Raw genomic sequence first — 16,925 nt, forward strand, 5'->3', positions numbered from 1 at the left:
TGTTTGGGGCGATCAGCTGACCCGTGCGACCGCAACTTCGGTCAGTAGCGTAAGCGCATCCCGGTGATCAGATTCGGGAATGTCTTTCAAGCAGTCGAGGGCTGCCTGGGCTTCTGCCTTCGCGCGATCCATGGTGTATTCCAGTGCGCCCGAACGGTTCACGATGTCGAGGATCCTGGGTAGGTCCTCCAGTCCACCCTTACGGACTGCTTGACGTATCAGGTGTTTTTCTTCATCACTGCTGTTAGCCATGGCGTAGATCAGCGGAAGTGTGGGTTTGCCTTCGGCCAGGTCATCGCCCACATTCTTGCCCATGGCCTCTGCGTCGCCTCGATAATCCAGCACGTCATCCACAAGTTGGAAAGCCAGGCCCAGGTGTTTGCCATAGGCGCTCATTGCCTGCTCCTGATCTTCCTCTGCGCCTGCCAACAGCGCGCCGGTGTGGGAAGCTGCCTCGAACAGCATGGCGGTTTTGTTGTGGATCACTTCCATGTATTTTTCTTCACTAACGTCCGGGTTCTTAACGTTCATCAGTTGAAGGACTTCCCCTTCGGCAATCACGGCTGTGGCATGTGAAAGCACATCCATGATTTTCAGGTTCTGGAGTTCCACCATCATCTCGAAGGCCCGGGCGTAGAGGAAATCACCTACCAGTACGCTGGGCGCGTTGCCCCAGCGCGCATTGGCGGTGCTGCGTCCGCGGCGCATGTCTGAGGTGTCCACCACATCATCGTGCAGGAGTGTCGCGGTGTGCAGGAACTCGATGACTGCGGCCAGCTTCAGGTGATCGTCCCGGTCATAGCCCAGCGCGCGGCTTGAAAGTAAAACCAGCAGCGGCCTCAGGCGTTTACCGCCGCTCTCAATAATATATTGGGCGATTTTCTCGACCAGGGGAACGTCGGATGAGAGCCGCTTGATGATCAGATCGTTGACGCGGCTGAAGTCGTCCGCGACGGTGTCGTAAATACGCTGGGCTGTCATGCGGCTGGTCCGATCCCTTGTCTGGTGTTTTCGTTGGAAAAATAGGCGGGTGCCGCAATGCTAGGTATTGCGGTGATCGGTGTCAACTTGGCTTGTAAAGCGGCGGCGGTTTTCGTACAATCACGCGCCCAACTCATCCCAACCTGCGCTCCCTACTATAGGGTTGCCGAAGCGCTTCCCTTAGAACCAGGTGGATAAGAGCAGGGATGGGTCAATCGCGGAGAACGTTAATGTACGCAGTTATTGTTAGCGGTGGTAAACAGCACCGTGTAAAAGAAGGCGAAACTCTGAAGCTGGAAAAGCTGGAAGTGGAAACAGGCGGCAACGTCGAGTTTGACCGCGTTCTGCTGATCGCTGATGGTGAGAAGGTTCAGGTTGGTGCGCCGGTTGTTGATGGCGCCAAAGTGACTGCGGAAGTGGTTAGCCACGGCCGTCACGACAAGATCCAGATCATCAAGTTCCGTCGTCGGAAGCATTCCATGAAGCGTCAGGGCCACCGTCAGTGGTTTACTGAAGTCAAGATCACGGGTATCCAGGGCTAAGACCCTCGAGTAACCCCTTAGATAAGGAGGCTTGTAATGGCTCATAAAAAGGCAGCAGGTAGTACCCGTAACGGTCGCGATTCCGAGTCGAAACGACTTGGTGTGAAGCGCTTCGGCGGCGAGACTGTATCCGCGGGCAGCATCATCGTTCGTCAGCGCGGCACCCGTTTCCACCCGGGTCACAACGTTGGCCTTGGCAAGGACCACACGCTGTTTGCAACTGCAAACGGACAGGTCGTGTTTGAGGTGAAGGGTCCGGAGAACCGTAAGTTCGTGAGCATCGTTCCGGCTGCGTAAGCAGCGGCGATCTCGGGTTCTGTCGAACCTTCGGTGGCCCTGATATGATTTGATATCAGAGCCACCTGGAGCCCCGCATAGCTTCCATGAGGCTGCGGGGCTTTTTAGTTTATGCGCAGGGCGCAAAGGGTTGATTGATGAAGTTCGTAGATGAAGCCACCATCATTGTAGAAGCGGGCAAGGGCGGTCACGGCTGCCTGAGTTTTCGCCGTGAAAAATACGTGCCCAAAGGCGGCCCCGATGGTGGTGACGGCGGCGACGGCGGCTCTGTATACCTGGAGGCCGACAGTGCGCTCAATACACTGATTGATTACCGGTTCCAGCGTAAACACAAAGCCGAGAATGGTCAGCCAGGCTCCGGCCGCAACTGCACTGGCATCAAGGGCGACGACCTTGTGTTACCGGTGCCGGTAGGCACCACGGTGGTGGATATGGATACCCACGAAGTGTTGGGGGATCTAACCCGTGCCGGTGAGCGCCTGAAAGTGGCCCAGGCCGGTTTTCATGGATTGGGTAACACTCGCTTCAAGTCCTCGGTCAATCGCGCCCCGCGTCAGACCACAAAAGGCTCTGAGGGTGAGCTTCGCAACCTGAGGTTGGAACTGAAAGTGCTGGCGGATGTCGGTCTGTTGGGTATGCCCAATGCCGGTAAGTCCACCTTTATCCGTTCCGTATCCGCTGCCCGGCCCAAGGTGGCGGATTATCCGTTCACCACCCTGGTGCCCAATCTGGGTGTGGTCAGCGTGCAGGCTCATCAGAGTTTCGTCATCGCCGACATCCCCGGATTGATAGAGGGCGCGGCGGAAGGCGCAGGGCTGGGAATTCGTTTCCTCAAGCACCTGGTGCGCACACGCTTGCTGCTGCATCTGGTGGACGTGGCGCCTTACGACGGTTCTTCGCCAGTAGAGAGTGTGTGTGCCATTGAGCACGAGCTGGAAAAATTCAGCGAAACCCTCGCCAGTCGCGAGCGTTGGTTGGTTCTGAACAAAGTGGATATGGTCTCTGAAGAAGACCGTGAGGCACACTGCCAGGCCATCATCGATGAACTTGACTGGAAAGGTCCTGTGTTCAGTATCTCCGCACTCAGCGGCGAAGGCACCAAGCCGTTGACTCAGGCCGTCATGCGCTGGATAGAAGATCAGGCCCAGGAAGAAGCAGAAAATCCCGAGTTCGCCGAGCGCGAGGCCGCACGCCGTCGCCAGATGGACGAAGAGGCGCGCGCCAGGATCGAGGTGGAGCGCCAGATCCGACGCGAGGCGCGTCAGGGAGACGATGATGACGATGACTTTGACGACGATGATTACGACGTTGAGGTGGTTTACGCCCCTGAATAGTGGAGTAGCGCCGGCGGGCAAGGCATTGCGAGACACGCTGTGAATACGTCCCTGTACGCTCGACAAAAACATCCCTGTTTTTGACGGTCCCGCAATGCCCTGCCCGCCGGCTTATCCATGGACCGAGTTAGCATGAGCAAAAGAATACAGCTACGCCAGGCTCGACGCCTGGTAGTTAAAATAGGAAGTGCGCTGCTTACCAATGATGGCAAAGGGCTGGATGCCGCCGCCCTGGGTCTTTGGGTAGACCAGATTGCAGAGTTGGTTACTGCTGGCGTTGAAGTGGTGGTGGTGTCATCGGGTTCTGTGGCTGAAGGTATGAGCCGGCTGGGCTGGACAGCTCGTCCTGAGCAGCTGCATGAGCTGCAGGCTGCAGCCGCCGTTGGTCAAATGGGGCTGGTGCAGACCTGGGAGGCCCAGTTCAAGCGCCATGATTTGCATACCGCACAAGTCCTGCTGACCCACGACGACCTGTCTGATCGCAAACGTTACCTCAATGCTCGTAGTACACTGCGAGCGTTGCTCGATTTTGGCGTGGTGCCCATCGTCAACGAGAACGATACCGTCGTTACCGACGAAATCCGCTTCGGCGACAACGATACCCTGGGTGCATTGGTCGCCAACCTGATCGAAGCTGATGGCCTGATCATCCTAACCGACCAGCTCGGCCTGTTTGACAAAGACCCTCGCAGAAATCCTGACGCCAAACTGGTAGAAGAACGCCGCGCCAGCGACACCGAGCTCGATGCCATGGCGGGTGGTGGTGCTGGCGTATTGGGCCGTGGCGGAATGCAAACCAAAGTCCGCGCCGCCCGCTTGGCTGCCCGGTCTGGCGCTTTCACTGTCATCGTCGGTGGTCGAATCGAAAAAGCCATCGCCCGCCTGCGCGACGGTGAAAGTATTGGTACCCTCCTTCTGCCAGAGCAGGGTCGAATCGCCGCCCGCAAACAATGGCTCGCCAGTCATCTCCAAACTCGCGGCAAGCTTACTCTCGACGAGGGCGCTGTCAGCGTCCTCTGCCGCGGCGGTCGCAGTCTGTTGCCGGTTGGTGTGAAAAGTGTTTCCGGCCAGTTCCGTCGGGGTGAAATGGTCTCCTGCGTCGACGAAAACGGCAAAGAAATCGCCCGTGGCCTGGTCAACTACGACGCCGACGAAGCCAGGGCCATCGCCGGCCGCTCCAGTGATCGGATAACAGAGGTGTTAGGTTATATCTCCGACGAAGAAATGGTCCATAGAGACAACATGGTGATTGTCTAAAAGGCTGCTCCCAACTTTGGAGGCAGATACAAAAAACCGGCCCATCAGGCCGGTTTTTTTATCTCAAGTTCCGAAAGAGCTTTATGCGCTCTTCAGAGTCTTGATTCGGGCGCTCAGACGGCTCTTCTGGCGAGCAATCTTGTTCTTCGCGAACACACCCTTGTTAACCATGCTGTCCATGATCGGCTGAGCTTTCTGGAGAGCAGCTTGTGCTTCCTCTGGCTTGCCGGCTTCAATGTTGGCCTGGACCTTCTTGATATAAGTGCGCGCCATGGAACGCAGACTGGCATTGTGCTTGCGGTTCTTCTCGTTCTGACGTGCGCGCTTCTTGGCTTGCGGGGTATTTGCCACCGTATAACTCCTGAGATCTGTGAAATACGAAATTCTTGTGAATCGATTCGTAAAAATCGCGGGCGCGCCAAAACCAGCGCGTCGAAATAAATGACGCGGAACTATGCCGCCAACGCCCAAAAATGTCAAGGCTCAACGCTATTTCATCCCGGTGTCCCTGGCCCCTGTGGTAAACTCGCCGCTCATCGCCGGAGAGCCCCGTTAAGGCCCTAGGGAATTACCGAAATATGGCCTGCTGTATCCCGGAGCCATCCAGAAAATACTGAACCATTGTCCAGGCCAACAATGTCGTCCGAACCTGAGCATACAGAAACACCAAAGGCTTTGCCCAAACCGCCAGGACTGTTGAGGTCATCTGGAGTCGTTGGCTCGATGACGATGCTGTCGCGGGTCCTGGGTTTGGTCCGAGACATGGTGATTGCGCGTTATTTTGGTGCTGGGGCAGGCGCAGACGCGTTCTTCGTCGCCTTCAAAATTCCAAACTTCCTGCGTCGTTTGTTTGCAGAAGGTGCCTTCGCGCAGGCGTTTGTACCGGTGCTTTCCTCGTATCGGCAGCAGGAATCCATCACCGAAGTTCGGCGTTTGGTCAACGCGGTTGCAGGTGCCCTTGGGCTGGTGCTGTTGGGCGTGACGGCAGTTGCCATGCTGGGTGCGCCGTTGCTGACAGCTGTGTTTGCACCTGGCTTTCTGGATGACGACCTCAAGTTCGGCCTGGCCAGCGATATGCTGCGGATTACCTTCCCGTATTTGTTGCTGGTCTCACTGACGGCGTTTGCGGGGAGCATCCTCAATAGCTACGATCGCTTTGCCGTTCCCGCGTTTACGCCAGTGCTGCTCAATCTGGCGATGATCAGCGCGGCCATCTTTCTCTCACCTCTGATGGAAACGCCTGTCATCGCTTTGGCTTGGGGGGTGTTTATCGCCGGGGCGTTGCAGCTGTTCTTTCAGTTGCCCTTCCTTATGCAGTTGGGATTAATGCCGCGTCCAAAAGTGGACTATAGGCACGAAGGGGTAAGCCGCATCATGAAGTTGATGTTGCCTGCGTTGTTCGGAGTCTCCGTCAGCCAGATCAACCTGCTTCTGGACACTGTTCTCGCGTCGTTTCTGCAGACCGGCAGCGTGTCCTGGCTTTACTACTCGGATCGTCTTTCTGAATTGCCTCTGGGTGTATTCGGCATCGCCATTGCCACGGTGATTCTTCCCAGCCTGTCGCGCAAGCACGCGGCGGAATCGGTGGACCAGTTTGCTGCAACCCTTGACTGGGCCGTGCGGGCAGTCTTGCTCATTGGTCTGCCTGCAGCGTTGGCACTGGCGTTACTGGCCGAACCCTTGATTGCCACTCTGTTCCACTACGGGGAGGTTACCGATCGCGACGTGACCATGGCGGCCCAAAGCCTGCGGGCCTACTCCGCCGGGCTGCTGGCGTTTATGTTGATCAAGGTGCTGGCGCCGGGGTATTTCGCGCGGCAAGACACCAAGACGCCGGTTAAAATCGGTATTATCGCGATGGTAGCCAACATGGCTTTTAATCTGGCGCTAATTTTCCCTCTGGCACATGCGGGGCTGGCGCTGGCAACTTCGCTCTCTGCGTGGTTGAACACGGCACTCCTGTGGCGTGGCCTAATCCGTGAAGGCGCTTGGAGGTGGCAGTCGGGGTGGCCCCGTTTCCTGGTCCAGATCGGACTTGCCAATGCGGCCCTGGCTGCGGTCATCCTCTGGCTACAGCGTCCTGTTGGCCAGTGGCTGATGGCCGGCGGTCTTCAGCGGACCACGGATATGGGTATTCTCGTAGTCTCGGGTGTAGCGGTGTACTTTATTGTGTTGGCATTGACCGGGGTTCGGGTAAGACATTTTCGCCACAGGTAGGTTATAATCGCGCGTTTTCTCACCAGTGAAACCATACACCGCTGGCAAACAAGGGTTCGCTTTACATGCGTCTGATCCGGGGCCTGACCAACCTGAAAAGCCTTTCGCAGCAGGACGAAGCGCCGCTCGCGAACGGGTGTGTCGCCACCATCGGGAATTTCGACGGGGTTCACCTTGGGCACCAGACTATTATCGATCAGGTTCATGAAAAAGCGCTGGAGCTCGGCGTGCCTTCCGTAGTGATGGTCTTTGAGCCCCAACCCCGTGAATTCTTCCAGGGCCGTGAAGCCCCACCGAGGTTAATGCCCTTTCGGCAGAAATTCGAGTTGCTGCTGGCCTCCGGCATCGACTTTGTTCTGTGCCTGCGGTTTAACGAGCGGTTTCGGAGTTACTCTGGTATGGGCTTTATTGAAGACGTTTTGATGGATGGCCTGAGTGTTCGCCATCTTGTCGTAGGCGACGACTTTCGTTTCGGTTGTGACAGGGCAGGGGATTTCTCGCTGTTGCGGGAAGTGGGCGAACAACGCGGATTCACGGTCGAGAACACCCGTACAGTGACGGTGCACGGAGAACGTGTCAGCAGTACTCGAATTCGAGGCGTTCTTTCGGAGAACCGAATCAACGACGCCGAGGAATTGCTGGGTCATCCTTATCGTATTCGAGGACGGATCGTTTATGGTCGTCAGTTGGGGCGGCAGATTGGCGCGCCAACGGCGAACGTTATTTTGCCCCATACGCCCGCACTGAAAGGTGTCTACGTGGTTAGCGCTACCCTTGAGGGTGGCCGCGTTATGGACGGCGTCGCCAATATCGGGTTGCGCCCTACCGTGGATGGCAAACAGCCGTCCCTGGAAGTGCACCTGTTTGATTTTGCTGGCACACTTTACGGCCAGCGTCTTGATGTGGTTTTCCGCCATGCCCTGCGGGACGAGGTGAAATTCGACTCGGTGGATGACCTCAAGGAGCAGATTGCCCGTGACTTCGACGATGCGCGGGCGTGGATTGCAGGCCATGGCTCCTCAGCCGCCGGACATTGACCGACATTTAACAACCTGAGCTACACACCATTACCATGAGCGACTACAAGCACACTCTGAATCTGCCTGAAACCGCCTTTCCCATGCGCGGTAACCTGGCCAAACGCGAGCCGGACATGCTCCAGCGATGGCAGGATCTGGACGTTTACGGCAACCTGCGCTCGCAGCGCGAGGGACGGGACAAGTTCATCCTCCATGATGGCCCTCCCTACGCCAATGGCAGCATTCATATCGGTCATGCGGTCAACAAAATCCTCAAGGACATGATCGTCAAATCACGCAGCTTCATGGGTTACGACGCGCCTTATGTGCCGGGCTGGGACTGCCATGGTTTACCAATTGAGCACAAGGTGGAGCAGGAGATTGGCAAGGCGGGTGTGAAGGTGGATTACAAGACCTTCCGTCAGGCCTGTCGTGATTACGCGACTAAGCAGATCGCTGGCCAGAAGGCTGATTTCATCCGTCTTGGAGTAATGGGTGAATGGGAAAAGCCTTACCTGACCATGGATCCGAAGGTCGAGGCGGGTATCGTGCGTGCGTTGGGCAAAATAGTTGCCAAAGGCCACCTCGTGCGCGGGTTCAAACCGGTGTATTGGAGCGTGGTCGGTCAGTCTGCGCTGGCGGAAGCCGAAGTTGAGTACCAGGACAAGACGTCGGTGCAGATCGATGTGCGATTCACGGTCGTCGATCAGGCGCGGGTGCTCGACCTGTTTGGCACCGACAAAGGTGCGGGTGATGTGTCGGTTGTTATCTGGACCACCACGCCCTGGACCATTCCGGCAAACCAGGCTGTTTCGCTGCATGCTGAACTGGAATACGCTCTGGTACAGTCCGATACCGGACATGGGCCGGAGCGGATGATCCTCGCAGCGGACATGGTGGATGGCATCATGTCGCGTTGGGGTGTTGAGAGCTATGAGGTGCTGGCAACTGTACCGGGCGCCACGCTGGAAAAGCTGGATCTGCATCATCCGGTGTATGACAAGCAGGTACCGTTGATTCTGGGCGACCACGTGTCCACCGATGCTGGTACCGGCGCCGTCCATACGGCCCCGGATCACGGCATGGAAGACTTTGAAGTGGGCAAGGCCTACGGCATTGATACCATCAGCCTGGTCAAGGCCGATGGCACCTATACCCAGGCCGCCGGTGAGTTTGCAGGCGTTCATGTCTACAAGGCGGACGATCCTGTGTGTTCCGCTTTGGAGCGCGAGGGCAAGCTGGTTCGGGCGGAGAAGTTCAGCCACAGCTATCCCCACTGCTGGCGGACGAAAACACCGTTGATCTACCGAGCCACCCCTCAGTGGTTTATCAGCATGGACAAGGAAAGTCTCCGTGACGACGCCCTGGAAGCCATCAAGGGCGTGCGCTGGGTGCCTGCCTGGGGGCAGAACCGTATCGAGGCAATGTTCAAACAATCCCCGGACTGGTGTATCTCACGACAGCGCACATGGGGCGTGCCGATCACCTTGTTTATCCACAAGGAAACACAGGAACTGCATCCGGATACCCAGAATTTGATTGAGGCGGTAGCGAAGGAAATCGAAAAGGGTGGCATTGACGCCTGGTACGACATCGATACCAGCGAGCTGCTGGGTCGTGATGCGGATCAGTATGAAAAGGTGATGGACACCCTGGACGTCTGGTTTGATTCCGGAGTAACCCACGAATCCGTACTGCGTCCTCGCACCGAATTGGGTCAGTTTCCGGCGGATATGTACCTGGAAGGCTCTGACCAGCACCGTGGCTGGTTCCAGTCGTCCCTGAAAACCTCCATCGCGATGAACGGCGTGGCACCGTATAAGCAGGTGCTGACCCATGGCTTCACCGTCGATGGTAAGGGCCGCAAGATGTCCAAGTCCCTGGGCAACGTAATTGCGCCCCAGGAAGTGATGAACGAGCTGGGTGCCGATATCCTGCGTCTCTGGGTGTCCGCCACCGACTACAGCGGTGAGATGACGGTCTCCAAGGACATCCTCAAGCAGACCGCGGACGGTTACCGTCGTATCCGGAATACCGCCCGTTTCCTGCTCAGCAACCTCACCGGATTCGATCCTGAGCAGCACGCCGTAGCACCGGAGGATATGATAGCCCTGGACCGCTGGATGGTCGACAAGGCCCTGCAGTTGCAGAAGGAACTGCATGAGGATTACCAGAATTACGCGTTCCTGCGCATCTACCAGAAGGTGTACAACTTCTGCGAGGCCACGCTGGGCGGGTTCTATCTGGATATTATCAAGGATCGGCAATACACCACCCAGGCTGACAGCCGCGAGCGTCGCTCCTGCCAGACAGCCCTGTTCCATGTGGTCGAAGCCCTGGTGCGTTGGATTGCGCCGATTTTGAGCTTCACTGCTGATGAGATCTGGCAGCACCTGCCCGGTAAGCGTGGCGATACTGTGTTCTACGAAACCTGGTATGAAGGCCTGACGGCGCTGCCAGACAACGCCGAACTGGGCCGTGACTACTGGAGCCGCATTTTCAGCGTTAAAGAAGCGGTAAATAAGTGCCTGGAGGAGGTTCGTGGCCGGGGAGAGATAAAGGGTTCCCTGAGTGCGGAAGTGACGCTCTACTGCGAAGGCGACCTTGCCAGGGATTTGCAGTACCTTGGTGAAGAGTTGCGCTTTGTGCTGATTACCTCTGAAGCTACAGTAGCACCGATCTCTGATGCCAATGGGGCGGAATCGACATCCCACGAGGGGTTACTGGTGAAAGTAAACCCAGCCGGACACGCCAAGTGTGAGCGCTGCTGGCATCATCGGGCCGATGTCGGTCAGAGCGAACAGTACAGCGATCTGTGTGGTCGTTGTGTGACCAATGTAGAAGGGCAGGGCGAGTCCCGCTCGTTTGCCTGATGGAAGTTGCCTTGTGGAAAGCGTAATGAACAATACGGAAGAAACCGGCTCCAAGCTCCGCTGGCTTTGGCTGGCGGTGCTCGTTATCTTGCTGGACCTTGGGAGCAAGGCCCTGGCGACGGCCATGCTGACCTATGGCAATCCGGTACCGGTAATGCCACTGTTCAATCTGACCTTGCTGCACAACACCGGCGCGGCGTTTAGCTTTCTGGCCGGCGCCGCAGGCTGGCAACGCTGGTTTTTCGTCTCCCTGGCGCTGGTCGTCAGCGTGGTGCTGGTTGTATGGCTGAAATCCCTGCGGCGCGATGAAACCTGGTCGGCGATTGCCATCGTATTAATCCTCGGTGGAGCGCTGGGTAATGTGTACGATCGCGTTGTTCATGGTTACGTGGTCGATTTCCTGCATTTTTACTGGAATGACTACCACTTCCCCGCCTTTAACATCGCCGATACGGCCATCACCATTGGTGCCGGCATGATGATTCTGGATATTTTCCGCAAACCCCGGGAACCGGATGCGGACAACAGGAGCGACAATCGCTGATGAAAGAACTTCCCATAGATCAGGGCACACGCGTCACGCTTCATTTTGCGTTGAAGTTCAGTGATGGCGAGATCATTGATTCCACCTTCGAGAAAGACCCGGCAACGCTGGAAATCGGTGACGAGAACCTGCCGGAGAATTTTGAAGCGTATCTGATGGGTATGACAGCGGGCGAGCGAAATAGCTTCGAAGTGCCGCCTGAAAAGGCCTTTGGGCAACATAATCCGAGCAATGTGCAAACCTTCAAGCGGAGTGAGTTCAGCGCGGACATGGTGCTTGAGAAGGGCGTTATGATTTCTTTCGCGGATGCGCGGCAGAGTGAGTTGCCTGGCATGGTTAGCCGTGTGGAAGGAGATCAGGTCGAGGTGGACTTTAATCACCCTCTGGCGGGGCGTACACTGACGTTCGAAGTGGAAATTATTGACGTGGAGCCTGTTGGCCGGGCCCATTAACCGCATTTCGGTCTTCCTACAGGCTTCCGCAAACTTGTTTGATATCTCAGGGCAATTCTATGCAAATCCGACTCGCTAACCCTCGTGGCTTTTGTGCCGGTGTCGACCGTGCCATCGAAATCGTGAACCGTGCCCTGGATGTGTTCGGTGCGCCGATTTACGTGCGCCATGAAGTCGTGCATAACAAGTTTGTGGTGGACAACCTACGCAATCGCGGCGCTATCTTCGTGGACGAACTGGAAGAGGTTCCGGACGACAAGCTGGTGATCTTCAGCGCCCACGGTGTGTCCCAGGCGGTGCAAAATGAAGCCGCGCGCCGGGGGTTGAAGGTGTTCGACGCAACCTGTCCGCTGGTGACCAAGGTTCACCTGGAAGTGATGAAGTACAGTCGTGATGGGCGTGAGTGCATCTTAATTGGCCATCATGGCCATCCGGAGGTGGAGGGCACCATGGGGCAGTATGACCATAGCAACGGTGGCGACATTTATCTTGTGGAAGACGAGAAAGACGTGGCCGAGCTTTTGGTGAAAGACCCTTCCAAGCTGTCCTACGTTACCCAAACCACGCTATCCATGGACGACACTGCCCGAGTTATCGACGCTTTACGAGAAAAGTTTCCGGAAATCCAGGGCCCTCGCAAGAACGATATCTGCTACGCCACGCAGAACCGTCAGGATGCTGTGAAGCAGTTGGCCGGTGACTGTGACCTGATGCTGGTAGTGGGGTCGCCGAACAGCTCCAACTCCAATCGTTTGCGGGAGTTGGCGGAGCGTATGGGAACTCCGGCTTATCTGATAGATGAGTCAAACCAAATAGATCCAGCGTGGCTCGTGGACAAGCAAGCAGTGGGCGTGACAGCGGGTGCGTCTGCGCCGGAAATACTGGTGAATGAGGTTATTGCTCGTTTGAGAGAACTTGGCGGTGAGGTGCCCGAAGAAATTGAAGGTAGGGAAGAGAATATCGTTTTTTCGATGCCGAAAGAATTAAGGATTGATGCCATCGAAGTCTAACTTCGGTGGCATCGGCCCGATGGGATGAATCTACCAGCATCCTTGGGCTAGTGCTGCTCCACGATTGCCCTGTTCATCCAGCGTAAGGGTTCCACAATCGTCGGTTGCCTGAGGACCTGTTGGCACTGCTTGTAGAGTGAACGTATCCCGCGTCACATTGCCCACGAAACTAATGTTATAGAACGCATCTCCATTCTGCGGCGATTGAACGAATGGCAAAACAGGGTTATTACCCGCATCGCGGTAGTCAAAACCGTTGGAGTATCGGCGCTCCATCCATTGGGTGAGTTCTAGCAGATCTGACTGCGCAGTTGTTCGTCGGGTTTGCTCCATCTGATTCTGATAAAGAGGAAGCGCTATTGCTGCGATGATGGCAATGATCGCGACCGCAATCATCATCTCGATCAACGTAAAACCTGAGTTCGAGTGAGTCTTCAAAATCGTTATCCCTCTTAGTGTAATAGTGGTCGCTATTCCCGCGTGGTCAGTTCAGAACTTCAATTTTTTGTACCAGGCGAGCGCCAGTTCGTTGATCCGCGACGCCACCGAGTTCCAGCCTAAGACGATCTCCTTCTGCTAGCCGCTGGACGACTTGTTCCCGGGACCAGGTACCACCGTTGAACGTGATGACGCGCTCAAGTACGAAAGAGGAGTCGTCAATGACCAGCATGAATGAATCGGGATGGACAAAGTTCACGGTTCCCTCAAAAGCGACGTTCCTGAGGGACATCGGATTGCCCTCCACGACTTCGTCGTCAGCCTGAGCGGACAATGCTATGCCATTTGTCATTATTGCCGTCAATACGATCAAGGCAATGACAAAAGCTTTGTGTGTTTGATTCAGTAGTAAGCGAGTAATCATAGTTTTTTCCTGCTACTCAAATAAAAATAGTTGGCTCGTTGTCTGCCAAGGCAGCTTCTTAACGAAGCTGCTCCCACGTTTGTCGACCGATGCTTGAGTCCAGGGAACGGGCACAGAGACCATCCTCGCATGGATCCCCCGGTGATAGTTTGTTGGGGTCCAGCCCTGGTATCACCACTTCTGCGTCGCCGTCTTCGGTCGCAATCGTGCGGTTTTCACCGCCGTAACCGACCTGAATGCCGCTTGGAGCATAGCCGCCTACGATATCACCCGCGTTGAAGGTACCATCGCTGTTCAGGTCGAAGACGGGGGTCTCAGAAGGAACGCCGGTTGTCAGTTTGAGATCCATAATAAACCCGGTACGTCCACTTCCGCAGGGGTCATCATCAGGGATGACGGTGGTGAATCGAACCCGGTCCGGGTTTACACCAAACGGGAAGGTCGCCCGGCTGATAACGCGCTCTCCCTGTTTATTTGAGTTATAGACAAGGTCCAGGTACCAGCCTTGCTGATTCGTCGACTGGTTGTCAGAGGTTTCCCGGACAGTAAAGCTGTTGGTGCCGTTCCCTGACGCTCTATTCACAACGACCTCTTCTTGTCTGGTGATGGTCTGTTGCACCAGGTCAGCTCTTTCCAGACTGGATGCGTTCAGGTTGTCTTTTATGGCGTACAGTGTCTGGACGTCATAGTCACCCTCGTCACCGTTTCGCAGGAAGCTTCCGGTACCGAATGCCGCTACGAGTTCGTCATTGTTGTTGGGGTTGAGTGCGACCCGAGGAGCAACAGTGATCGGTTGACTGTTGCCCGCTGGGCTCTTAGCGGTGAATACTTTGGTTGCATCCCACCCGTTGGTGTTCCCGGTAAGGTCGAATCGCCAAAGATTGCCTAACAGGTCGCCAGCATAGGCATAACGGGTGATGGCATCTGTTTCCGGAAAACTGGTGATGGTGGCGGAGGCAAGGCCGTTTGAGTTCGCAGCGCTACCGGCTCCGGTTTGGAGCTCTTTGATGAGGCTGCCGGTTTCGAGGTCAACAACAAACAGACTGGATTGACCGCTGGCCCCGTTGTAGCCATTTCCAAAAATAGCCACCCAGGTTCCGTCCTCAAGGCGGGAAATCTGTGGATCGGTGACTCCATAACCAAGGTTGGGGTGTTGAAACTCCCAGAGCACATCATCTGCTGGAGAGAATGATCCTGGCTCGGTTATATCAAGCGCAAATACCGTTTTGCCGCCTTTGCCCATAGTTCCCAAAAGCACAGTTCGCCACTCGGAACCGCTTCCGTTCTTATTAATATAGGCATCCTGTACTCGTGGTGTGCCATCCATGAAGTATTTGTGGTTGTAGTTGGGCTGCATCAGTTCGGATATGCGAGCGTAACTGTTGGAGCCGGCGGGGAGCAGAAATTCGGAGGGGATATAGCCGAAGAGCTCTCGGCCATTTGAGCCATCAAAAGCATGCAGTACGCCGTCGTTGGCCGGCACATAGAGGGCATCGATCCGGTTCTGGTACGTGGAAGTAGATCGAAACGCGCCGTACTTACTGCCTTCGGTACCGCCAAGGCGTGCAAAGCCGTAGTTGGTCTTACCGACGAATTGAGGGTTTGCATTGATGACATCACCCAGTAGCCGGAGCTCGGTGTTACCTCCGGCGTCTGTCCCTTCCCGGCTTCGGAAAGTTGCGTGAGCGTCATCGTCGCCGTGGAGCCACGCCAGTCGATTGTGACCGAGGTTGTCTTGAGCGGCACTCAGTGTTGGGTCGGCATTCAGCGCATCGCGTTGAGCAGCCGAGAGATTGGAAAGTGAGCTGGCCGATGAGAACTCCAGGTCAACGCCGCCATTCCCATTGTGGGTAATCAGTTTCCGGTCTGTCGGGATCGTCTGCCGCAGTATTTCTTCGGCATCCCAGAGTTGTTTGCCTTGGTCAAAGCTGAATCCTGACAAAGTTCCGGACCAGTCTTCACTGCGGAAGCCCGCAAAGAAACCCAGGGAGTCAGCGCGCAAGACCGCCGAACTGACAGCTGCGGATGAGGCAGATGTTTGTGAGCGAGCGATTACGTCACCAAGGAAGCTCTTGATTTCGTCGGCGAACTCCTTCGGGTTCTGCGCGCTGGCGTACCCCCCGCGACCATTGATAGCCGCATGGAGCAAGTCATCGATATTCTGAGGGCTGCGATCTGAACCGGGTTCAGGCCAGTTGATGGTGATTCCGCTGTCTGGGTCGAGTGCAGCAAGTGCATCGGCCTCTTTGATATCGCCTGTGACGCCGAGTCCGATCGTGAAGGTTGTCATGTGCTGCCAGAATGCCGGGTCGGTCGATGTAACGGGGACCTTGTTACCGAGGTCTGTGCGCAGGTCGTTTTTCCAGTACTGCATCGCAACGTCGGCCAGAGTGTTGGAATGCCCATCGGTAAATGGAGACACGGCTGTGTAGTTGAAATCGGAGCCGTCGGGATCTGGGTTGGTGTAGGACGGTCCCGGCTTATTGTCGACATTTCCGACAGATGGGCTGCTTCCGTTCCAGATGCCGTCGGTCATTATAAGGGAGAAGCTTTGGCGGCATTCTATGTGTGCGGTACTGTCATTGGTGCCAGGAGTCTCTCCCCATGGGCCCCGATTGTCAGTACGGGAATAGTACTTGCCGACATCCCTGAGCGCCGTTCTTAGTGGGGTGCCACCGTTTACACTCTTGTTGTGAAGCCAGGTTAGAAATTGCTGGCGGCGCGCGGCTGTGTATGGGCGCACACCACTGACAAGGGTATCTGTGTCGTTTACGCCATCAATAGTGTTGTTGTTGACGTTAATAGCGCCATAGCCAACCCGAATATTGTCTGGAAGGTCAAAGAAGGCTTCCGTAATGCCGGATTTGGCCGCCAAGGTCCGCGTGCTGTAATAGGAAAACCAGTTTGCATAATTTTGTTTGATGTCGGCGGAGGCACTGTTCAACAAAACGGGGGTATAACAGTCGTCTTGTCGGGGATTGCTATCGCAGCTCGTGGACGAGTTGAACTGCATGTAAAAGCCTTCCTCAATGCTACCGATGCTGTCGAAGCGAATATATTCACTCAGATCATCTGCACCATCGGATTGATCAAATCCGTTTACCCAGGCATTGGTGTAACTCGAATTCGGATAACGAGAGCTACCATCCGGTTTGAAGGGTGGCTGGTAGGTTATCGTCGGGTCGTAATAGACTTTATTTACCCGACTGGAGTAGTAGTATCGATTGCCACTATTACCACTAAGATTGTCTGGCATGTAACGCCACGCCATGGATCCGGAATCGTCATAGACAAACACCAGGTTTGAATCGACAGATTCCTTCAGAAACAGTGGTACCTGAGCCAAGTTGACCTGTGCCATGGCGGATTGCATGGTGCAGATTGAGAACACAAGGCTGGCGCTGAAAATGCCCAGCTTTGAGTAACTTGAGCGCTTGTGCGATGCTTTCTTGAACGTTTTCATGGCAAACTCTCCAGTTGGAGTCAGCAATTCATTGTGATGTTTGTCAGACGGCGAAGTTCAACACAAGCCGACGT

At 55.7% G+C, this 16,925-nt stretch carries 15 protein-coding genes; 10 read left to right on the top strand and 5 right to left on the bottom strand.

Annotated elements, in window-relative coordinates; translation table 11 throughout:
• Positions 1-12: 12 nt before the first annotated feature.
• Positions 13-981: an octaprenyl diphosphate synthase gene (gene ispB, locus AC0B60_RS18790; protein ID WP_465087397.1), complete on the bottom strand. Its 969-nt coding sequence runs from the start codon at positions 979-981 to the stop codon at positions 13-15.
• Positions 982-1,211: 230 nt separating this feature from the next.
• Here ispB and rplU point away from each other — a divergent pair, with 230 nt between their 5' ends.
• The 4 genes from rplU (at position 1,212) to proB (ending at position 4,411) form a co-directional block, all read left to right on the top strand.
• Positions 1,212-1,523 (top strand): 50S ribosomal protein L21, encoded by a 312-nt coding sequence (gene rplU, locus AC0B60_RS18795; protein ID WP_036203642.1) that lies wholly within the window; start codon positions 1,212-1,214, stop codon positions 1,521-1,523.
• A gap of 36 nt (positions 1,524-1,559) precedes the next feature.
• Positions 1,560-1,820: a 50S ribosomal protein L27 gene (rpmA, locus tag AC0B60_RS18800; protein WP_007155544.1), complete on the top strand. Its 261-nt coding sequence runs from the start codon at positions 1,560-1,562 to the stop codon at positions 1,818-1,820.
• A 137-nt stretch (positions 1,821-1,957) separates the two neighbouring features.
• Entirely contained in the window at positions 1,958-3,154 is a 1,197-nt protein-coding gene (cgtA, locus tag AC0B60_RS18805; protein ID WP_465087399.1) for an Obg family GTPase CgtA, read from the top strand.
• A gap of 132 nt (positions 3,155-3,286) precedes the next feature.
• The gene (gene proB, locus AC0B60_RS18810) at positions 3,287-4,411 is read left to right on the top strand and encodes a glutamate 5-kinase (protein WP_465087400.1); all 1,125 of its coding nucleotides are present in this window, start codon (positions 3,287-3,289) and stop codon (positions 4,409-4,411) included.
• An 81-nt stretch (positions 4,412-4,492) separates the two neighbouring features.
• Here proB and rpsT read toward each other — a convergent pair whose 3' ends face one another.
• Positions 4,493-4,762, bottom strand: a complete 270-nt coding sequence (gene rpsT / locus AC0B60_RS18815) for a 30S ribosomal protein S20 (protein ID WP_465087402.1) — start codon at positions 4,760-4,762, stop codon at positions 4,493-4,495.
• A 285-nt stretch (positions 4,763-5,047) separates the two neighbouring features.
• Here rpsT and murJ point away from each other — a divergent pair, with 285 nt between their 5' ends.
• From murJ to ispH, 6 genes are all read left to right on the top strand, one after another.
• The gene (gene murJ, locus AC0B60_RS18820; protein WP_465087403.1) at positions 5,048-6,628 is read left to right on the top strand and encodes a murein biosynthesis integral membrane protein MurJ; all 1,581 of its coding nucleotides are present in this window, start codon (positions 5,048-5,050) and stop codon (positions 6,626-6,628) included.
• A 65-nt stretch (positions 6,629-6,693) separates the two neighbouring features.
• On the top strand, positions 6,694-7,665 hold the full coding sequence (ribF, locus tag AC0B60_RS18825) for a bifunctional riboflavin kinase/FAD synthetase (RefSeq protein ID WP_465087404.1): 972 nt from the start codon (positions 6,694-6,696) through the stop codon (positions 7,663-7,665).
• A gap of 35 nt (positions 7,666-7,700) precedes the next feature.
• Positions 7,701-10,520, top strand: coding sequence for an isoleucine--tRNA ligase (gene ileS, locus AC0B60_RS18830; RefSeq protein WP_465087405.1), 2,820 nt, complete (start codon positions 7,701-7,703; stop codon positions 10,518-10,520).
• 25 nt (positions 10,521-10,545) lie between these two features.
• Complete coding sequence (gene lspA, locus AC0B60_RS18835) at positions 10,546-11,064, top strand: signal peptidase II (protein ID WP_007155078.1); 519 nt, start codon at positions 10,546-10,548, stop codon at positions 11,062-11,064.
• On the top strand, positions 11,064-11,516 hold the full coding sequence (fkpB, locus tag AC0B60_RS18840; RefSeq protein ID WP_007155077.1) for an FKBP-type peptidyl-prolyl cis-trans isomerase: 453 nt from the start codon (positions 11,064-11,066) through the stop codon (positions 11,514-11,516). The genes lspA and fkpB overlap by 1 nt, the downstream gene beginning before the upstream one ends.
• A gap of 59 nt (positions 11,517-11,575) precedes the next feature.
• Positions 11,576-12,526, top strand: a complete 951-nt coding sequence (ispH, locus tag AC0B60_RS18845) for a 4-hydroxy-3-methylbut-2-enyl diphosphate reductase (RefSeq protein ID WP_465087407.1) — start codon at positions 11,576-11,578, stop codon at positions 12,524-12,526.
• Between the two features lie 30 nt (positions 12,527-12,556).
• On the opposite strand, the gene AC0B60_RS18850 is transcribed toward ispH, so the two are convergent.
• The 3 genes from AC0B60_RS18850 to AC0B60_RS18860 are packed head-to-tail and all read right to left on the bottom strand — an operon-like array spanning position 12,557 to position 16,851.
• Entirely contained in the window at positions 12,557-12,964 is a 408-nt protein-coding gene (locus AC0B60_RS18850) for a type IV pilin protein (protein WP_465087408.1), read from the bottom strand.
• A 46-nt stretch (positions 12,965-13,010) separates the two neighbouring features.
• Positions 13,011-13,388: a hypothetical protein gene (locus AC0B60_RS18855; protein ID WP_465087409.1), complete on the bottom strand. Its 378-nt coding sequence runs from the start codon at positions 13,386-13,388 to the stop codon at positions 13,011-13,013.
• Between the two features lie 58 nt (positions 13,389-13,446).
• Complete coding sequence (locus tag AC0B60_RS18860; protein WP_465087410.1) at positions 13,447-16,851, bottom strand: pilus assembly protein; 3,405 nt, start codon at positions 16,849-16,851, stop codon at positions 13,447-13,449.
• Positions 16,852-16,925 lie beyond the last annotated feature (74 nt).

Source organism: Marinobacter sp. V34 (assembly GCF_055524115.1).

What these genes read in the sequence shown, in the direction of transcription:
- AC0B60_RS18855 (WP_465087409.1), bottom strand. Translation starts at nt 13,388, where the DNA reads ATGATTACTCGCTTACTACTGAATCAAACACACAAAGCTTTTGTCATT.
- ispH (WP_465087407.1), top strand. Translation starts at nt 11,576, where the DNA reads ATGCAAATCCGACTCGCTAACCCTCGTGGCTTTTGTGCCGGTGTCGAC.
- AC0B60_RS18860 (WP_465087410.1), bottom strand. Translation starts at nt 16,851, where the DNA reads ATGAAAACGTTCAAGAAAGCATCGCACAAGCGCTCAAGTTACTCAAAG.
- rpmA (WP_007155544.1), top strand. Translation starts at nt 1,560, where the DNA reads ATGGCTCATAAAAAGGCAGCAGGTAGTACCCGTAACGGTCGCGATTCC.
- fkpB (WP_007155077.1), top strand. Translation starts at nt 11,064, where the DNA reads ATGAAAGAACTTCCCATAGATCAGGGCACACGCGTCACGCTTCATTTT.
- ispB (WP_465087397.1), bottom strand. Translation starts at nt 981, where the DNA reads ATGACAGCCCAGCGTATTTACGACACCGTCGCGGACGACTTCAGCCGC.
- lspA (WP_007155078.1), top strand. Translation starts at nt 10,546, where the DNA reads ATGAACAATACGGAAGAAACCGGCTCCAAGCTCCGCTGGCTTTGGCTG.
- rplU (WP_036203642.1), top strand. Translation starts at nt 1,212, where the DNA reads ATGTACGCAGTTATTGTTAGCGGTGGTAAACAGCACCGTGTAAAAGAA.
- cgtA (WP_465087399.1), top strand. Translation starts at nt 1,958, where the DNA reads ATGAAGTTCGTAGATGAAGCCACCATCATTGTAGAAGCGGGCAAGGGC.
- murJ (WP_465087403.1), top strand. Translation starts at nt 5,048, where the DNA reads ATGTCGTCCGAACCTGAGCATACAGAAACACCAAAGGCTTTGCCCAAA.
- ileS (WP_465087405.1), top strand. Translation starts at nt 7,701, where the DNA reads ATGAGCGACTACAAGCACACTCTGAATCTGCCTGAAACCGCCTTTCCC.
- ribF (WP_465087404.1), top strand. Translation starts at nt 6,694, where the DNA reads ATGCGTCTGATCCGGGGCCTGACCAACCTGAAAAGCCTTTCGCAGCAG.
- proB (WP_465087400.1), top strand. Translation starts at nt 3,287, where the DNA reads ATGAGCAAAAGAATACAGCTACGCCAGGCTCGACGCCTGGTAGTTAAA.